General features: G+C 72.8%; 18 protein-coding genes and 1 riboswitch. Of the genes, 12 read left to right on the top strand and 6 right to left on the bottom strand.

From position 1 onward, the window contains the following. Positions 1-31: 31 nt before the first annotated feature. The 3 genes from CXY01_RS12335 (at position 32) to CXY01_RS12345 (ending at position 2,002) form a co-directional block, all read left to right on the top strand. Positions 32-202 (top strand): CsbD family protein, encoded by a 171-nt coding sequence (locus CXY01_RS12335; protein ID WP_146927734.1) that lies wholly within the window; start codon positions 32-34, stop codon positions 200-202. Between the two features lie 241 nt (positions 203-443). Continuing rightward, complete coding sequence (sigK, locus tag CXY01_RS12340) at positions 444-1,019, top strand: ECF RNA polymerase sigma factor SigK (RefSeq protein WP_246125284.1); 576 nt, start codon at positions 444-446, stop codon at positions 1,017-1,019. Next, a complete protein-coding gene (locus CXY01_RS12345) occupies positions 1,016-2,002 on the top strand; it encodes an anti-sigma factor (RefSeq protein ID WP_146927736.1) in 987 nt (328 codons plus the stop codon). The genes sigK and CXY01_RS12345 overlap by 4 nt, the downstream gene beginning before the upstream one ends. 989 nt (positions 2,003-2,991) lie before the next feature. On the opposite strand, the gene CXY01_RS12350 is transcribed toward CXY01_RS12345, so the two are convergent. Next, positions 2,992-3,672, bottom strand: coding sequence for a fasciclin domain-containing protein (locus tag CXY01_RS12350; protein ID WP_146927737.1), 681 nt, complete (start codon positions 3,670-3,672; stop codon positions 2,992-2,994). Positions 3,673-4,199: 527 nt separating this feature from the next. Here CXY01_RS12350 and CXY01_RS12355 point away from each other — a divergent pair. The 3 genes from CXY01_RS12355 (at position 4,200) to CXY01_RS12360 (ending at position 6,638) form a co-directional block, all read left to right on the top strand. Continuing rightward, positions 4,200-5,711 (top strand): cytochrome c biogenesis protein DipZ, encoded by a 1,512-nt coding sequence (locus CXY01_RS12355; RefSeq protein WP_246125285.1) that lies wholly within the window; start codon positions 4,200-4,202, stop codon positions 5,709-5,711. Between the two features lie 125 nt (positions 5,712-5,836). Next, positions 5,837-5,911: riboswitch (cyclic di-GMP riboswitch) on the top strand. Positions 5,912-5,926: 15 nt separating this feature from the next. Then, the gene (locus CXY01_RS20865) at positions 5,927-6,073 is read left to right on the top strand and encodes a hypothetical protein (RefSeq protein ID WP_156374094.1); all 147 of its coding nucleotides are present in this window, start codon (positions 5,927-5,929) and stop codon (positions 6,071-6,073) included. A 187-nt stretch (positions 6,074-6,260) separates the two neighbouring features. Then, on the top strand, positions 6,261-6,638 hold the full coding sequence (locus CXY01_RS12360; RefSeq protein WP_146927738.1) for an SHOCT domain-containing protein: 378 nt from the start codon (positions 6,261-6,263) through the stop codon (positions 6,636-6,638). Between the two features lie 64 nt (positions 6,639-6,702). Here the strand turns inward: CXY01_RS12360 and CXY01_RS12365 are convergent, their stop codons facing one another. Further along, entirely contained in the window at positions 6,703-9,243 is a 2,541-nt protein-coding gene (locus CXY01_RS12365; protein ID WP_146927739.1) for a lysylphosphatidylglycerol synthase transmembrane domain-containing protein, read from the bottom strand. A gap of 172 nt (positions 9,244-9,415) precedes the next feature. On the opposite strand from CXY01_RS12365, the gene CXY01_RS12370 reads away from it, so the two are divergent. Then, entirely contained in the window at positions 9,416-10,006 is a 591-nt protein-coding gene (locus CXY01_RS12370; RefSeq protein WP_146927740.1) for an HdeD family acid-resistance protein, read from the top strand. 1 nt (position 10,007) lies between these two features. Here CXY01_RS12370 and CXY01_RS12375 read toward each other — a convergent pair whose 3' ends face one another. Further along, complete coding sequence (locus CXY01_RS12375) at positions 10,008-10,871, bottom strand: CPBP family intramembrane glutamic endopeptidase (protein ID WP_146927741.1); 864 nt, start codon at positions 10,869-10,871, stop codon at positions 10,008-10,010. Positions 10,872-10,982: 111 nt separating this feature from the next. Between CXY01_RS12375 and CXY01_RS21045 the strand changes: the two genes are divergently transcribed. Genes CXY01_RS21045 through CXY01_RS12395 form a run of 4 tightly spaced genes read left to right on the top strand, consistent with a single transcriptional unit; the run spans position 10,983 to position 13,585 of the window. Continuing rightward, entirely contained in the window at positions 10,983-11,624 is a 642-nt protein-coding gene (locus CXY01_RS21045) for a hypothetical protein (RefSeq protein WP_246125287.1), read from the top strand. After that, the gene (locus CXY01_RS12385; protein WP_146927742.1) at positions 11,617-11,919 is read left to right on the top strand and encodes a transcriptional regulator; all 303 of its coding nucleotides are present in this window, start codon (positions 11,617-11,619) and stop codon (positions 11,917-11,919) included. Before CXY01_RS21045 ends, CXY01_RS12385 begins: the two co-directional genes overlap by 8 nt. Then, complete coding sequence (locus CXY01_RS12390; RefSeq protein WP_146927743.1) at positions 11,916-12,815, top strand: ABC transporter ATP-binding protein; 900 nt, start codon at positions 11,916-11,918, stop codon at positions 12,813-12,815. Before CXY01_RS12385 ends, CXY01_RS12390 begins: the two co-directional genes overlap by 4 nt. Continuing rightward, a complete protein-coding gene (locus CXY01_RS12395; protein WP_146927744.1) occupies positions 12,812-13,585 on the top strand; it encodes an ABC transporter permease in 774 nt (257 codons plus the stop codon). The genes CXY01_RS12390 and CXY01_RS12395 overlap by 4 nt, the downstream gene beginning before the upstream one ends. A gap of 48 nt (positions 13,586-13,633) precedes the next feature. Here the strand turns inward: CXY01_RS12395 and CXY01_RS12400 are convergent, their stop codons facing one another. Genes CXY01_RS12400 through CXY01_RS12410 form a run of 3 tightly spaced genes read right to left on the bottom strand, consistent with a single transcriptional unit; the run spans position 13,634 to position 16,572 of the window. Then, positions 13,634-15,973: a heavy metal translocating P-type ATPase gene (locus CXY01_RS12400; RefSeq protein WP_146927833.1), complete on the bottom strand. Its 2,340-nt coding sequence runs from the start codon at positions 15,971-15,973 to the stop codon at positions 13,634-13,636. Positions 15,974-16,017: 44 nt separating this feature from the next. Next, on the bottom strand, positions 16,018-16,251 hold the full coding sequence (locus CXY01_RS12405; RefSeq protein ID WP_146927745.1) for a heavy-metal-associated domain-containing protein: 234 nt from the start codon (positions 16,249-16,251) through the stop codon (positions 16,018-16,020). A 39-nt stretch (positions 16,252-16,290) separates the two neighbouring features. Beyond that, positions 16,291-16,572 (bottom strand): metal-sensitive transcriptional regulator, encoded by a 282-nt coding sequence (locus tag CXY01_RS12410; RefSeq protein WP_146927746.1) that lies wholly within the window; start codon positions 16,570-16,572, stop codon positions 16,291-16,293. 96 nt (positions 16,573-16,668) lie between these two features. Here CXY01_RS12410 and CXY01_RS12415 point away from each other — a divergent pair, with 96 nt between their 5' ends. Continuing rightward, the gene (locus tag CXY01_RS12415; protein WP_146927747.1) at positions 16,669-17,127 is read left to right on the top strand and encodes an RrF2 family transcriptional regulator; all 459 of its coding nucleotides are present in this window, start codon (positions 16,669-16,671) and stop codon (positions 17,125-17,127) included. Positions 17,128-17,159: the final 32 nt, after the last annotated feature.

Raw genomic sequence — 17,159 nt, forward strand, 5'->3', positions numbered from 1 at the left:
TGCGTTGCCAACCCGAGAAGGAGTGATTCTGATGGGTCTCGACGACAAGATCAGCAACGCCGCGGAAGAAGCCAAGGGCAAGGTCAAGGAGACGACCGGCCGGGCGACCGACGACGAGCGTCTCGAAGCAGAGGGCAAGGGCGACCAGGCCAGCGCGAACATCAAGCAGGCCGGCGAGAACGTCAAGGACGCGTTCAAGTGATCTAGAGGTCGCTTCGTACCGACGAGGGCCCCCACCGACGGTGGGGGCCCTCGTCGTCTGCCGACCCTCCTGGTCGGCACATCTCGGAGCAATCCGCGGCCCCGTCGGCGACGAACCCTTGTCGACCCATCCGATCCGACGGACGACGGACCCCATGTCGCTGCTGCAGCTGCCGGTGCGCCCCGGTGCGTCCCGCCACGCCGTCGGGCGTGCCGCGGGTCCGTGGGGCACACTTGCCCGCGTGGAGCGAGGACCTGACGAGGGCGGCGCACCCCGCTCCGCCGAGTCCCTGCTCTCGGACGTCGCGCGGGGTGACGACTCGGCGTTCGCCGCCCTGTACGACGCCCTCGGCCGCGGTGTCTTCGGCACCTGCCTCGGAGTCCTGCGGGACCCGGACCACGCCGCCGAGGTCGCGCAGGAGGTCTGGGTCGAGGTCTGGCGCACGGCCGCCCGGTTCGACTCCGTCCGCGGCTCCGCCCGCACCTGGACCCTCACGCTCGCCCACCGTCGGGCCGTCGACCGCGTCCGCGCCGTGCAGGCGCAGCGCGACCGGGACCAGCGCGTCCTGGACGGCAGCACCGAGCGGGAGTTCGACGTCGTCGCGGACGAGGTCGAGTCCGCCCTCGAGCAGGTCCGCGTCCGCGACTGCCTGGGCACCCTGACGCCGACGCAGAAGCAGGCGGTCGTCCTCGCCTACTACGGCGGCCGGACCTACCGTGAGGTGGCCGACGAGCTCGCCGCACCGCTGCCGACCGTCAAGACGCGGATCCGGGACGGCCTGCTCCGCCTGCGCGACTGCCTGGGGGTGACGTCATGACCACCGAGTCCTCGTCCTTCTCCGGCGACGACGTGCGCTCCCTGCTCGGCGCCTACGCGCTCGACGCCGTCGACGCCGACGAGCGCGCAGCCGTCGAGCACCTCGTCGCCACCGACCCGTCCGCCGCCGCCGAGCTCGCGCAGCTCACCGCCGTCGCCGCGACCCTGGGCGACGCCGTCGCCGGCGAACCACCCGCCGCCCTGCGCGCCTCGGTCCTCTCCGCGATCACCGGCGTCCCGCAGGTCGGCCCCCTCGCCGGCCCGCAGCCGGTCCCCTCTCCCGCGCAGCCCGACACGGCCACCCCGCCGGAGTCGACCCCTGACGGCCTGTCCGCCCCTCCCGCGCAGACCGACCCGACCGCCGCGTCGGCGACCCCCGGCGGTCTGTCCGTCACGCCCGCGACCACCCCGGCGGAGTCCGCGCCCGACGGTTCTCAGACGTCCGCGACCGGTGCCGTCGCGCCCGACGTCTCGTCGCCGGGTGACCCGGGCGCCACGACCGGGACCGGCGTGACCAACCTCGCCGACCGTCGCCGACCCTCGCGCACGCGCTGGCTGGCCGTCGCCGCGGCGCTCGTCGTCGGCGCCGCGGTCCCCACCGCGCTCGCGGTCCAGCAGGCGCAGCGGGCGAACGAGGCGGAGCAGCAACAGCAGGCGCTCGCCGACCTGCTGACCGACCCGTCGGCCGTCGTCGTCCACGGCGACGTCACCGGCGGCGGCACCGCGACCGCGGTCCTGACCGACGACCGTGCCCTCTTCAGCGCGACCGGCCTGCCGGACCCCGGCGACGACAAGGCGTACCAGCTGTGGGTCGTCGACACCGACGGCGCCGCGTCCGCCGGCGTCATGGCAGACGACGCCGGCTCGGTCCGCCAGCTGGCCGACGACTTCTCCGCGGGCGACGCACTGGCGATCACCGTCGAACCCGCAGGCGGCTCCACCCAGCCGACGACCGACCCCCTCGTCGTCCTCTCGACCACCTGACCCGCGCTCGAACAGGCCCGGACAGGACGGAACCCCCCGCCCTGACCCCTGTGCCGGAGCAGGGTGCCGAGATCGTGGATCCGTCGCGAGATCGTGGGTGCGCACCCCCGTTCTCGCGACGAACCCACGATCTCGTCGTCAGCCCCATCTGACGGCCGCTCACCGCCCACCCGCCGGCGCGCGGCAGTCCGGGCTTCCTGCGCCGTGCCGGTCCCGATCCGGTCCGGGGGCGTGCCGCCGCTGCGCCGTGCGATGGCCAGGGTCGACGAAGGTGCGTCGGGGCGCACCCTGCGGGTGGCCGACCCGGGCGGCGCCGCCAGGTCGTTCCTCCGGGCCGAACTCGTCTGGTGCAGCGGACGAGCTCGGCCCCGAGGGACGAGCTCGCGGATCGCGCCGCGCGAGACCTCTGTGTCGGTGCCACCTGACGGGTGCTCGTCGCGCGCGACCGCCGGCAGCAGTCCGGGCTCCCGGCACCGTCCCGCCCGACCCGGCCGGCGGGCGTGCCCCCGCCGCGCCGTGACGAGGCCGGTCGAAGAAGGTGCGGTCTCGTCGGGCACGGGCTTCGGGTTGCCGACCCGGGCGCCGCCGCCGGCTCGTTCCTCCGGGTCAAACTCCCTGGGCGCGACCGGACTCTGCTTCGGCGCGGCGGTGAGATCGTGGGTTCGTCGCGAGATCGTGGGTGCGCACCCCCGGTCTGGCGACGAACCCACGATCTCGTCGGGGAAGCGCGGGCCTGAGGTGCCCCGGACCTGACGAGCGCGGCAGTTCGCGACGAGCGCGGCAGTTGAGACTGCCGCGCTCGTCGCACAGTGCCGCGGTCACCCGACCGGACCCGGCCGGACGCGACGGAGCCCCCTCGCCGTACCCTGCGAGGGGGCTCCGCGGCTCGCCCGGCGTCAGGGGTGACCGGCGAGCAGAGGCGGTCCGACGCCGCAGCGACGGGACCGCGAGGACGGGCCGGCCGCCGCAGCGACCGGCCCGCCGGGTCGTCACATCGTCGGCATCAGGACCCCGTCGATGAGGTAGACGGTCGCGTTGGCGGTGTGGACGCCGCCGCAGATGACGTTGGCGCCGTTGACCATCATCGAGTCGCCGGAGCCGGTGACCTCGACGGTGCCGCCCTGGACGGTGGTCTGCGTGCCGTCGATCATGTCCGGCGACAGCTGCCCGGGCACCACGTGGTACGTGAGGATCGACGAGAGCGTCGCGGCGTCGGTCTTCAGGGACTCGATGGTGGCGGGGTCGATCTTGGCGAAGGCCTCGTCGACCGGCGCGAACACCGTGAACTCGTCGCCGTTCAGCGTGTCGACGAGGTTGACCTCGGGGTTGAGCTGCCCGGACACGGCCGCCACGAGGGTGGTGAGCAGCGGGTTGTTCGAGGCGGCGACGGCGACCGGGTCGGCCGACATGCCCGTCACGGAGCCGGGGCCGTCGGGGACGGCGGCGGCGTAGTCGGCACAGCCGGGGCCGACGAGGTCGGCGGCGGGGTCGGCGGTCATCATGTCCTCGGTGGGCATCTCCGACGGCGTCTCCATGGGCGCCTCCATCGACGCGGAGGAGTCGGATCCCGCGGTGTCGTCGCTCGAGCCCGAGCTGCACGCGGTCAGGGCGAGGCCCGTGACGCCGGCGAGCAGGACGGCGGCGATGCGGGTGCGGTTCGTGGTGCGCATGGTGGCTCTCCCTTGGTTCAGGTCCGGGTGGGGTACCCGCCCGGTCGTCTCTCGGGTGGGGTTCGGGGCCGTCGGGGGAGCGGATGGGTCGGATTCTCGACGAGTTCCTCGCGGCTGCCCGACCCATCCGCCGGCGTCGCCGCGGCGAACCCCCGCCATGGACCTGCTCACGCTCGCGCTCATCGGGCTCGTCGGTGGCCTCATCACCGGCATCTCGCCGTGCATCCTCCCTGTGCTGCCCGTGGTGTTCTTCGCGGGCGGCGTGGAGGGTGCGCGTGGGAGACCGACCGTCCGGACCGCCGGGAACGCCAAGGGCGCGGCCGGCGTCGGAGTGATGGCGCAGCCGTCGTTCCTGTCGGCCGGCACCGGTCGGACCGCCGGGACGTCCGGTACCGGCGTCGCCACCCTCGACCGTCCCGCACCCACGGCGGACGACAGGCGCCGCGACCGGGTCGCCGCGCGCCGTCCGTACCTGGTCATCGCGGGTCTCGTCACCCAGCTTCACGCTGGTCACCCTCGTCGGCACGGTGCTGCTGAACCTGCTCGGCCTCCCGCAGGACCTGCTGCGCTGGGCCGGCATCGCGGTGCTGGCGCTGCTGGGCCTCGGGCTGCTGGTGCCGCGGTTCGAGGAGGTCCTGGAACGCCCGTTCCAGCGGCTGACCCCGAAGCGTGCACCGGGCGCTGCGCGGGGCGGGTTCGTGCTCGGCCTGGGGCTCGGTGCGGTGTACGTGCCGTGCGCGGGGCCGGTGCTGGCGGCGATCACGGTGGCCGGCGCGACGGGCTCGGTGGGACCGGGCACGGTGGTCCTGACGGTGTCGTTCGCGCTGGGCGCGGCGATCCCGCTGCTGGTCCTGGCGCTGGCCGGGCGCAGGGTGGCGGAGCGCATCGCGGCCTTCCGCACGCACCAGCTGGCCATCCGCGCGGCGGGCGGGGCGCTGATGATCGCGCTCGCCCTGGCGCTGGCGTTCAACGTGACCGACGCGATCCAGCGGGCGCTGCCCGGCTACACGGAGTCGCTGCAGGCGCGGGTCGCCGCCAACGAGACGGTGCGCGAGCAGCTCGACCTCGGTGGGCTGGTGACGGACGAGAACCGGCAGCTGGCCGAGTGCAGCAACAACTCCGCCGTGCTCGAGGACTGCGGGCCCGCGCCGGAGATCCGGGGCATCGAGACGTGGCTGAACACGCCGGACGGTGCACCGGTCGAGCTGGCGGACCTGCGGGGCAAGGTCGTGCTGCTCGACTTCTGGGCCTACTCCTGCATCAACTGCCAGCGTTCGGTGCCGCACGTCACCGCGTGGCGGGAGGCGTACGGCGACGCCGGCCTGGAGGTCATCGGGGTGCACACCCCGGAGTACGCGTTCGAGCGTGAGACCCGCAACGTCGTCGACGGCGCCGAGCGGCTGGGCATCACGTACCCCGTGGCGCAGGACAACTCCTACGCCACCTGGACCGCGTACCGGAACCGGTACTGGCCCGCGCACTACCTGATCGACGCGGACGGCCAGATCCGTCAGGTGTCCCAGGGGGAGGGCGGCTACGCGCAGACGGAGACCCTGATCCGCGAGCTGCTCCAGGAGGCCGACCCGCAGGCGGAGCTGCCGGCGCGCACGCAGGTGGACGACACGACACCGGACGGCGACGTCACGCAGGAGACGTTCCTGTCGGTCGGGAAGAAGGTGAACGTCGCCGGTGACTACCGCGAGGGGGAGGCGACGTACACGTTCCCGGAGGAGCAGGCGGCGGACACGGTGGCGTTCGGTGGCACCTGGACGACGGACTACCAGGGCGCGACGGCGGGTCCGGACGCCGGACTGCGGCTCCGATACCACGCGAAGGTCGTTCAGGTCGTGCTAGGAGGAACCGGCACCGTCGAGGCCCTGATCCGGGACGGGAGCGGGAAGGTGGTGGACCGGGTCGAGGTCGCCGTGGAGGGCTCGCCACGGGCATACTCGCTGGTCACAGCCGATTCCATCGGCCAGGGGTCACTCGATCTGATGGTGTCCGAGGGCGTCCAGGCGTTCTCGTTCACGTTCGGGTGACCACGCACGCGGAGTGCACCGAAAGTATCGGTGATACGTCCGACCGGGTGAAATGGACGCGTGTCCGAAATTGGTCTGTTGACACGCTTCCACGGACTCTCATGTTGCTCTAATGTCTGACTTGTCAGCGAAAACGGCAAACCCTCTGCAAGGAGGGGACGCAAAGCCACGGGACCTACAGGGTCAGCCGGGCTACCGAACAGACAGGACCCGTCATGGACCAGCGCGGCTACTCAGCAGACCCGTCCGAGACCTCCACCCCGGCCTTTCCGGCTCCCCGCGTCAAGGCGTGGGCCGGGCTCGCTGCTCGTCGCAGCGTGATCGAGCTGGTGCCGGCGCAGCGCGAGCACGCTGCGGCCTGAGGCTCTCGTCCCGACAGCACTCGTACAGCACCCCTCGGGCCGTCGTGGCCCGGGGGGTACTGTCTTGTCCCAGGTCAGGTTGACATGAGCGGGCGCTAACACAGTGGTGCAATTCGCGCGACTTGTCCGTTAGCCTCGGCCTCAGCGGGCCTGCCAGAAGAGGACGGCCCCGTTGAGAGAAGGTCACATGGACAGCTTTGCGCAGTGGTTCTGGCTGCTGATCTGGTGGTTCTTGTTCTTCGCCTACCTCGTCATCCTGTTCCAGATCATCGGGGACCTCTTCCGCGACCACGCGCTGAGCGGGTGGTGGAAGGCCGTCTGGATCGTCTTCCTGATCGTCGTGCCATTCCTCACCGCGTTGATCTACATCATCGCCCGTGGCAAGGGAATGGCCGAGCGGCAGATGCAGGCCGTGCAGCAGGCCAAGTCGGACACCGACAGCTATATCCGTGAGGTGGCGGGCAAGTCGCCCGCGGAGCACATCGCGGACGCCAAGGCTCTCCTGGACGCCGGCACGATCGACCAGAACGAGTTCGCCCAGCTGAAGGCCAAGGCGCTCGCCTGATCGACAGCATCACCCGGACGACCCTCCGGGCCGGCACCGCACAGGTGCCGGCCCGGAGGCGCGTCTAGAGCTCGCCGGTCTTCTGCAGGTACCGCATCGCCGCCCACCCGATCGGGATGCGCAGCCAGTACGTGGCCACCCGGAACAGCACCGCGACCGAGGTGGCGATACCGGCGTTGATGCCGGTGGTGGTGGTGAGGGCGCCGGCGAGGGCCAGCTCGATGGTGCCCATGCCCCCGGGGGTCGGGACGAGCGCGCCCGCGGTGTTGCCGGCGAGGTAGACGATGGCCACCTGGATCAGGCTGGCCTCCTGCCCGAACGCGGCGAGGCTGGCGTCGAACGCGAAGATGAAGCCGAGTGTCATGAGCAGGTTGCCGCCGACGGCCAGCGCCAGGCGCCACGGCTGACCGAGCACCTCGATGAGACGCGGCCACGTCTGGCGCAGCGTCGGCATGATCTTGGCGAGCACCCACTGGCGCACCTTGGGCACCAGCAGCCCGGAGGCGATGAGCGCGGCGACGATGCCGATGGCGAAGAGCACGCCGGGGGAGATCGGCAGCGCCGACTCGCCCGAGCCGGAGGCGATGCTGAGCACCAGGAGCAGAGCCAGGGTCACCACGAACTGGCTGACCTGGACCAGGGCGACCGTGGCCGCGGACAGCGTCGTGGACACGCCGCGGCGCGTCAGCATCCGCAGGTTGAGCGCGGCCGGGCCGATGCCCGCGGGTGCCGCCAGCCCGACGAAGGTCGCGGCGGTCTGCACCAGCGTCGCGCGCCACAGCGGCAGCTTGACCGGCGAGAACGCGACGAACGCGAGGGCGGCGCCGACGAGCGTGACCAGGCCGAGCGCGAAGGCGACGAGGGTCCAGCGCCAGTCGCCGGTGGAGAGCGCGGACGTGATCTCCTCGACGTTGATGCTGGTGACGACGAAGACGATCGCGACGATCGGCACCACGATGGTCAGCACCGTGCGCGCACCGAACCGGACCAGCTGCTGCGGTTCCACGTCGGCCTCGGGCAGGTGCGCGACGAGCGCGGACCGCAGGTCCGCCAGCACCTTCTTGTTCGCCCGCATCTCGTCGCGCGTGAGGCGCGGCAGCGTGATCATCTGCAGCAGCGGCCCGATGGCGGCGAGGTGCTCGTCGGACAGCACGACCGCCGCCGAGTCAAGGGCGCGCTCGGCGCCGACCCGCAGGGCGAGCAGGGCCAGCAGCTGGGTGACGTCCATCCGTCGCGCCAGGTCCGAGGACGCGACGTCGCCCTGCTCCCAGCTGGTCAGCCACACGATCGGGCGGCCGACGACCATCTCGACCAGCAGCACGTCGCTGGTCAGGGAGCGGTGCGCGATGCCGGCGTCGTGGGCGAGCTGGAGCTGGGCCCAGATCTCCTGGAGCACCTCGTCGGTCAGCTGCTCCGGGTCGAGGTCGCCCAGGGGGACGGCGCGGTCGGGCCGCTCCTGCACGAGGAGCATCGAGTCGTCGGCCTCGGCCATGCTCAGCAGGCGGGGCGTGCGGACGCCGGCGGCGCGCGCGGCGTAGGCGAGCAGCGCGGCCCGCTCGGCGGCCTGCCGCAGCGACACCACGGAGCGCCCCTCGATCCCGCGCATCCGCAGGGACCGCCACAACCGGCTCAGCATGCCGACCACCTGCCGGTCGCCGTCGATGACGACGAGGTCGAGCTCCTGGCCGTCGCGCGTGGTCAGCTCGTAGAGGCGGTGGTCGGTGGACCGGGTCAGTGCGCGGGCGGCCTGGTCGCCGTCCAGCTCGGGGGCGCCGTCCGCGGTGGACCCGGTGGTCTCGTCGGCGACCCGGAGCAGCCGGGCGGGCTCGATCCCGGCCCGCCGGACGCCCGCGACGAGGCTGTCGCCGTAGGCCCGCTCGGACAGCACGCCGGACAGGTAGCGCACCCCGAGGCCGGTCACCCGGCCGATGAGGAAGGAGACGACGAGCCCGGGCAGCGAGACGCCGGCGGTGATCAGCAGCACGCCGACGGCGACCCACAGCAGGTTCCAGGACCACTTCACGGTCCGGCGCCGGCCGCGCGGGCCCACCACGGTGAGCAGCCCGACCAGCAGCGCGACGTACCCGGGGAGCGTCACCACCCAGTCGCCCCGCAGCCGGATCGACATCCCGATGATGAGCTCGGCGGAGCCGAAGGTCTCGATCGCCCACAGGGCCGCGATGTTCAGGACGAGGGCCGCGAAGGCCGCGATCAGGCCCTCGAGCAGCTGCCGGCCGAGCCGCCGGAACGCGAGCTCGGTGATGACCGCGAGCGGCACGGCGAGGGTCACGAACATCTCGAGGCCGAGGCGGGGGACGAACAGGATCCGGTTGAGCAGCGTGGCGAAGCCCTGCACGTCCTCGGCCACGCCTGACGTGGTGTTGTGCGCGTAGGTGGCCAGGACCAGCACGAGCGCGATGCCCAGGGCCGACAGGACCGTGCCCAGCAGGTCGCTCGGGTGGTGCACCCGGACGTCAGGGACGTCGACGACCTCGACCTCGTCCGACGGTGCCCCGGGGTCTGTCACGGCGTCGCCGACGGGCGCGGGGACGTCGGCGGCGGCACCCGCGTCGACGTCCGCGCGGCTGGCGGGCGTCGCGGACATACGGGCGAGTCTAGGCAGCCGTGCCGTGTGTGCCCGTCAGGGCGGGCCGACGCCGTCGATCTGGTGGTTGACCTGCCGGGACGGCGGTTCGCGCGAGTCGGGGTGCTTCGTCCGTGTCGTCCACTAGCGTGACGCCGAAGGCTGATGGAACAGACTCCCTCTGGAGGCACCGATGTCCGACGACCTGACCGCCGCCGACGTCTCGTCCGCGTTGCGCCGCTCGTGGTGGGTGCCCGTCCTGCGCGGGGTGGTGCTGCTCGTCCTTGGCCTGCTCATGCTGGTGCAGCCGCTGTGGTCGGTGACGGCCCTCGTCTGGATCTTCGGGATCTTCGCCATCCTGGACGGCGTCGTCGCCATCCTGCAGTGGTTCGCCAACCGGTCCGAGCCGGGTGCGGGGTGGTTCCTGCTGTCCGGCCTCATCGGGGTGGCCATCGGTGTCGTCGTCGTCGTGTGGACGCCCGAGACGGCGCAGATCCTCTTCTACCTGATCGCCGGGTGGGTGCTCATCCTCGGTGTGCTCGGGATCATCGCGGCGGTGGTGCTGTACCGCGCGCGGGACGTCGGCTGGTACTGGGTGCTCACGTTCGGCCTGATCAACGTCCTGTTCGGTCTGCTGCTGCTCACGCACCCGCAGGAGTCGGTCAAGGTGGTCGTCGTGCTGCTGGGCCTGTTCGCGTTCGTGGGCGGGGTCGTCCTGCTGGTCAGCGGCTTCGCGACGAAGCAGGCGGTCAAGGAGCTGGGCGGCAGCTCCGCGACCGTCTGACTCAGTTCAGCCCGATGGCCGCGATCCACGCGGCAGGGATCAGCGCGTAGCCGACGAACACGACCATGTCCATGATCGTGTGGGCCATCACGAGCGGCATGACCCGTCTCTTCCGCCGGTAGTACTCGGCGAACACCAGGCCCATGATCGCGTTGCCGACGAACGCGCCCCAGCCCTGGTACAGGTGGTACGAGCCGCGCACGAGCGCGCTGGTGATCAGGATCGCGGGGACGCTCCAGCGCAGCTCGCGGAGCCGCTCCATGAGGTAGCCGACGACGATGACCTCCTCCAGCAGCGCGTTCTGCAGCGCGGCGAGGAGCAGGACGGGGATGGTCCACCAGGCGGCGTTCAGCGCGGAGGCCTGCACCTCGACGGCGAGCCCGAGGCTGCGGGCGACGGCGTAGAGGCCCAGGCCGGGGATGCCGATGACGGCGGCGAGCCCGACGCCGACCGCGAGGTCCCGCCAGGGCCGTGTGAGCTCCAGGCCGATCCGGCGGACCGCCGACTTCCCGTTGGCGGAGAGCAGGTACAGCGCGAGTGCGACGGGGACCAGCGCGAACCCGACCTGCAGCAGCTGGTACGTCAGGTCGAGCCAGGGTCGCGGTGACCGGCTGGGGTTCAGGGTGGTGGTCTGGTCACCCAGCGGCGGGCCGGCGGTGAGCCGGTCGATGATGTTGACCACCGCGTAGAGGCCGGACTTGCCGAGCGAGAGCCCGAGGACGATCCAGATCTCGGTGGTGATCCGGCGGCGGTACGCGCGCTGGCTGGGCGGCGGGGCCCCGACGACCGAGTCGCCCGGACCGTCGAGCGTGGGCAGAGCGGCGGGGTCGTCGGCGCGCTGGTCGGCAGGCGGCTGCGCGGTCATGCCCCGAAGCCTAGGCGGCACGTCTGGACGTCACCTGGACGTCGCCTGGGTCGGGGTCTTGCCAGGAGCGGCCACGCAAACTACTTTGTAGGACAAACCTCAGGAGGAGCGATGACGTCCGACCACCCGCGGGACCGCACGCCGCGACCCGACGACGCGGTTCCCGAGCTGGCCGACGCGCTCGCGATCATCGACGCGCAGCGGGCGCGGGCGGAGGACACCCGGCCGTCCGGCTCGCTGCTCTTCGGCCTCTGGGGCACGGTCTGGCTCGTCGGCTACGGCGGCATCTGGCTCACGTCCCGCGACGGGTCCGCGCCGTCCCTGCTCGCCGGCGTCGTCGCGATCGTCGGTGGCGTGATCGCCGTCGTCGTGACGATCGTGCACGTGCTGCACCGGACGCGCGGCATCGCCGGCACCAGCGCGCGGCAGGGGGCGATGTACGGCTGGGCCTGGCCGGTCGGGTTCCTCGCGCAGAGCATGATCGTCGGCGGGCTGGGTCGGGCCGGTGCGTCGGACGAGGTCACCGCGCTCGCCGCCAACGCGATCGCCGCCCTGGTGGTCGGGCTCCTCTACGTCGCCGGCGGGATGCTCTGGTGCGCGACCTCCATGTATGTCATCGGGTGCTGGATGGCGCTCACGGGAGCCGCCGCCGCGCTCGTCGGCCTGCCCGGCTCCTACCTGGTCATGGCGCTCGCGGGCGGCGGCGGCATGCTCGCCGCGGGCCTCCTCGAGACAGTGCGGGCCCGTGCCTGACGTCGAGCTGGACCCCGTCATCCACGCCCAGGCGCGGCTCCGCGTCGTCGCCACCCTGGCGTCCCTCGGGACGCAGGACCGCATCACCTTCCCCCGGCTGCAGAAGCTGCTCGACATGACCGCGGGAAACCTCTCCACCCATCTGCGCCGACTCGAGGAGGCGGACTACGTGCTCATCACGAAGACCCATGAAGGCCGGACCCCGGCCACCTACGTGGAGCTCACGCTCACCGGGCGGCTGGCGTTCGAGACGTACACCCGCTCGCTGCGGGCACTGCTCGGCGGTGCGTCATGACCGCCGTCGTCGAGCTGGCCGGTGTGACCCGCACGTTCGGGGCGGTCACCGCGCTGGACGACGTGTCGCTCACGGTCGGCGAGGGGCAGCTGGTCGGCCTGCTCGGCCCCAACGGCGCCGGCAAGACCACGCTGCTGAGCCTGGTCAGCGGGCTGCGGCGCGCGGACTCCGGCACGGTCCGGCTGTTCGGCGGGGACCCGCGCGACGCGTCGTCGCGGATCGCCCTGGGCACCACCCCGCAGGAGACCGGCCTGCCGCCGACACTGACGGTCGGGGAGGTCGTCGACCTCGTCGCCAAGCACTACCCGGCGCCCATGGCGCGGGGCGAGGTGCTGGCGCGGTTCGGGCTCGAGGACCTCCTGGCCCGCCAGACGGGTGGGCTGTCCGGCGGGCAGAAGCGTCGGCTCGCGGTCGCCCTCGCGCTCGTCGGCCGGCCGCGGCTGGTGCTGCTCGACGAGCCCACCACCGGGCTCGACGTGGAGGCGCGGCACATCCTCTGGCAGGCGCTGCGCGACTACCACGCCGACGGCGCGACCGTGCTGCTGACCAGCCACTACCTGGAGGAGATCGAGGCGCTGGCCCAGCGCGTCGTCGTCATCGGCGGCGGCCGGGTGCTGGCCGACGACAGCCTGGCGTCGGTGCTCGGCCTCGTCGCGCTGCGCCGCGTGGTCCTGTCCCTCCCGCCCGGTGCCGACGTCGACCTGGCCCGGCTGCCGGGTGCGTACAGCGCGCAGCAGGGACTCGACGGACGGTGGACGGTCCTGGCCAGCGACGCGGACCGGCTGGTGCGCGCACTGGTCGTCGACGACGTGCCGTTCCACGACCTGGAGCTGCGCGGCGCCTCGCTCGAGGAAGCGTTCCTCACCCTCACGTCCGAGAAGGAGGCCGTCCGATGAGCACGGTGCTGACCCCGCGACCCTTCTGGGCGCTCGCCGTCGTGCACGCGCGGTTCCAGTTCCTGGAGACCGTCCGCATCCCCATCGCGGTGATCGGCAACCTGCTGTTCCCGTCGCTGGCGCTGCTGTTCTTCGTCATCCCGCAGCGCGCGGTGGCCGACGACCCGGGCATCGCCACGGCCGCGGTCGCGCAGCTCGGGGTGTTCGCGGTGATGTCGACGTGCCTGTTCTCGTTCGGCGTGGGCGTCTCCGAGGACCGCGCGATGCCGTTCGACCCGTTCCTGCGCACGCTGCCGGCCGGCGCCGGTCCGCGGCTCATGGGCCGGGTGCTCAACGGGGTGCTCTGGTCGTACCTCGCCCTGGTGCCGCTCGTGCTGCTCGGGGCGTTCCTCACGGCCGCGACCGTGACGCCCACGCAGGCGCTCGCGGCCATCGCCATGGTCCCCGCGGTCGCGGTCCCGTTCCTGCTGCTCGGCCTGGCGATCGGGTACCGGCTCAGCTCGAAGGCGGCCATCGCCGTCGTGCAGGCGACGCTGTTCCCGCTCGCGTTCGCCGGTGGCCTGTTCATGCCGCCGGAGTCGTTCCCGGCCTGGCTCGACGCGATCAGCAAGCTGCTGCCGTCGCGCGCGGCCCGCGACCTGGCCGTCCAGGCGGTCACGGGCTACTCCGCGTACACCTTCGCGCTCCTCGTGCTCCTGGCGTGGACGGCCCTCTTCGCGGTGATGGCCGTGACGGCGTACCGCCGCGACGAGGGCCGCCGCTTCCACTGAGCGGCACGGCCGGGTCGGACGCGGAGGGCGTCCGACCCGGCACGGTGCTCACTCGAACCGGCGCAGCCGCAGCGAGTTGCCGACGACCAGGACCGACGAGAGCGCCATCGCGGCGCCCGCGATCATCGGGTTGAGCAGCCCGAGGGCCGCCAGCGGGATGGCGGCGACGTTGTAGGCGAACGCCCAGAACAGGTTCTGCTTGATCACCCGCAGGGTCCGGCGGGACAGCCGGATGGCGTCGCCCGCCGAGCGCAGGTCCCCCCGGACCAGCGTGATGTCGGACGCCTCGATGGCCACGTCGGTGCCGGTGCCCATGGCCAGCCCCAGGTCCGCGGTGGCGAGCGCCGCCGCGTCGTTGACGCCGTCGCCGACCATCGCGACGCGGGCGCCCTCGCGCTGCAGCCGCTCGACGACGGCGACCTTGTCGGCCGGCAGGACGTGGGCGACGACGTCGTCCTCGTCGATCCCGACCTCACGGGCGGCGGCACGCGCCGCACCCGCGTTGTCGCCGGTGAGCAGGACCGGCCGCAGGCCGAGCGCGCGCAGCTCGGCTACCGCCTGGGCGGACGTCGGCTTCACCGGGTCCCGCAGCACGAGCACGCCGCGGGGCGCGCCGTCCCAGGCGACCATGACGGCCGTGGCGCCGTCGGCCTCGGCCGCGTCGACCGCAGCCTGGAACGCGGCCGGGTCGATGCCCTGCTCGCGCAGCCACGCGGGCTTGCCGACGAGGACACGACGACCCAGCCCGACGCCCGAGTGCGCGGTGCGGACGACGCCGGAGACGCCGTGGCCGGCCTCGGCACGGAAGTCGTGCACCTGGTCGGCGCCGATGACGACGCCGTCGGCCCCGGTCGGACCGTCCTGCTCCGCCACCGCGGCCGCGATGGCCCGGCCGATGGGGTGCTCGGCCAGCTGCTCGACGGCAGCGGCGTACCGCAGGACGTCCGGCTCGCCGATGGTGTCGACCAGCGCCATCCGGCCCTCGGTGACCGTGCCGGTCTTGTCGAGCACGACGGTGTCGATGGTGCGGGTCTGCTCGAGGATCTCCGGGCCCTTGATGAGGATGCCGCGCTGGGCACCGCGGCCGGTGCCGACCAGCAGCGCGGTCGGCGTCGCCAGCCCGAGGGCGCACGGGCACGCGATGATCAGCACGGCGACCGCGGCGGTGAACGCGGCCTGCGCGCCGGAGCCGGTGGCCAGCCAGACGACCAGCGTGCCGAGCGCCAGGACCAGCACGATCGGCACGAACACCGCGGAGATCCGGTCGGCCAGCCGCTGCACGGCCGCCTTGCCGGTCTGGGCGGTCGCGACGAGCCGGCCGATCTGGGCCAGGCGGGTGTCCGCGCCGACGCGCGTGGCGCGCACGACGAGAGCACCGGAGGTGTTGATGGTCGCGCCGGTCACGTCGTCGCCGGGGCCGACGTCGACCGGCACGGGCTCGCCGGTGAGCAGCGACGTGTCCAGCGCGGACGTGCCGCTGACCACGACGCCGTCGGTGGCGACCTTCTCGCCGGGCCGGACGACGAACTCGTCGCCGACGGTCAGCCGGTCGACGGGAACCCGTCGCTCGGTGCCGTCGACCAGCAGCGCCACGTCCTTGGCGCCGAGGTCGAGCAGGGTGCGCAGGGCGTCACCCGCACGGCGGCGGGACCGGTGCTCGGCGTACCGTCCGGCGAGCAGGAACGTGGTGACGACGGCGGCGACCTCGAAGTAGAGCTCGGGGACCTCCATCCCCATCGCTGCGTCCTCGGCCCGGGGCCACAGCGTCGGCGTCATCGTCAGGCCGAGCTCGCCCGCACCGCCCAGGAGCAGCGCCCACAACGACCAGGCGGTCGCGGCGATGACGCCGATGGAGACGAGGGTGTCCATCGTCGAGGCGCCGTGCCGTGCGGCCCGGAAGGCGGCCCGGTGGAACGGCCACGCGGCCCAGGTGACCACGGGGAGCGCCAGCGCGGCGACGACCCACTGCCAGCCCGTGAACTGCAGCGCCGGGATCATCGACAGCAGCAGCACCGGGACGGTGAGGACGCTCGCGACCCGCAGCCGGCTGCGCAGCTCGGTGCCGCGCGCGTCGGTGGGGGCGGACGTGTCCTCGTCCGGGTCCATGTCGTGTCCGGGCGCCATCGAGTGCCCGGACAGGGCGTGCTCGAACGGGTCCATGCCCTCGTGGTGCATGTGCTGGGTCTGCTCGGGTGCGGCCTGCTTCGGGGCACCGACGACCGTGGCGTCGTACCCGGCGGAGCGGACGGCGGCGACGAGCGCGTCGGCGTCCACCGGTCCGTCGACGGTCACCCGCGCCGACTCCAGCGGCAGGTTGACGGTCGCCTCGACGCCGGGCAGGCGGTTCAGCTTCTTCTCGACGCGCGCGACGCACGAGGCGCAGGTCATGCCCTCGATCGCGAGGTCGACGGTCCTCTGGTCCAGGTCGTGACTCACAGCAGCGACCTCCGCGGGGTGACGGCGTAGCCCGCCTCGACGACGGCCTCGGACACGGCTGCGTCCGGCAGGGGTGCCTCGGACACGACCGAGACGGTCGACGACCCGCCGACGACGAGCTGCACGGCGACGTCCTGCACGCCGGGCAGGGCGGACAGCTCGGAGGTGACCGCGGAGACGCAGTGGCCGCAGGTCATGCCGTCGACGCCGAACGTGGTGGTGGTGCTCATGGTGGTTCTCCTCAGTGTGGTTCTCGGCTCGTGTGGTTCTCAGCTGCGGACGAGGCGGGCGATCGCGTCGGCCGCTTCCTTCACCTTCGCCGCCCCCTCCTCGGGGGACTGCCGGGCCGCGTCGACCACGCAGTGCGCCAGGTGGTCCTCGACCAGCCCGATGCTCACGGCCTGCAGCGCCTTCGTGACGGCTGCGACCTGCGTGAGGATGTCGATGCAGTACACGTCCTCGTCGACCATCCGGGCGATGCCGCGGACCTGCCCCTCGACGCGGCGCAGGCGCTTGAGGTAGTCGTCCTTGGCGTCCGTGTAGCCGTGCATGGTGGTCTCTCTCTCCGTCGTCGAGCGGGTGCACTTTGCGCAACACCATACCCCTAGGGGGTATTCCGGAGGCTCGCGGGGGGCACAATCGACGGCATGCGGGTCTCGGCGAAGGCGGACTATGCGGTGCGGGCGTGCGCCGAGCTGGCGGCGTCCCCTCACGGGGACCCCGTGCGGGCGGACGACCTGGCGGAGGGGCAGCAGCTCCCCGTCGCGTTCCTGGAGCGGATCCTGGGCGACCTGCGCCGTGCCGGGGTGATCACGAGCGTCCGTGGACGGTCCGGCGGCTACCGGCTGGCGCGGCCCGCGGACGAGATCACGCTCGCCGACGTGATCCGCGCCGTCGACGGCCCGCTGGTCACCGTCCGCGACGAACGGCCGACCGCGCTGGAGTACGGCGGGTCCGCGCAGGCGCTGCTCGAGGTCTGGGTCGCCCTGCGCGTCAGCGTCCGCGACGTGCTCGACCGGGTGACCCTCGCGGGGCTGGTGTCCGGCGAGCTGCCGCCGCACGTGCACGAGCTGGGCGCGCGCGAGGACGCCTGGGTCAACCCCTGAGCAGTCGTCCCACCATACGGCCGTCCATCTCA

Source organism: Cellulomonas xylanilytica, from assembly GCF_007989805.1.
GTDB lineage: Bacteria > Actinomycetota > Actinomycetes > Actinomycetales > Cellulomonadaceae > Cellulomonas > Cellulomonas xylanilytica.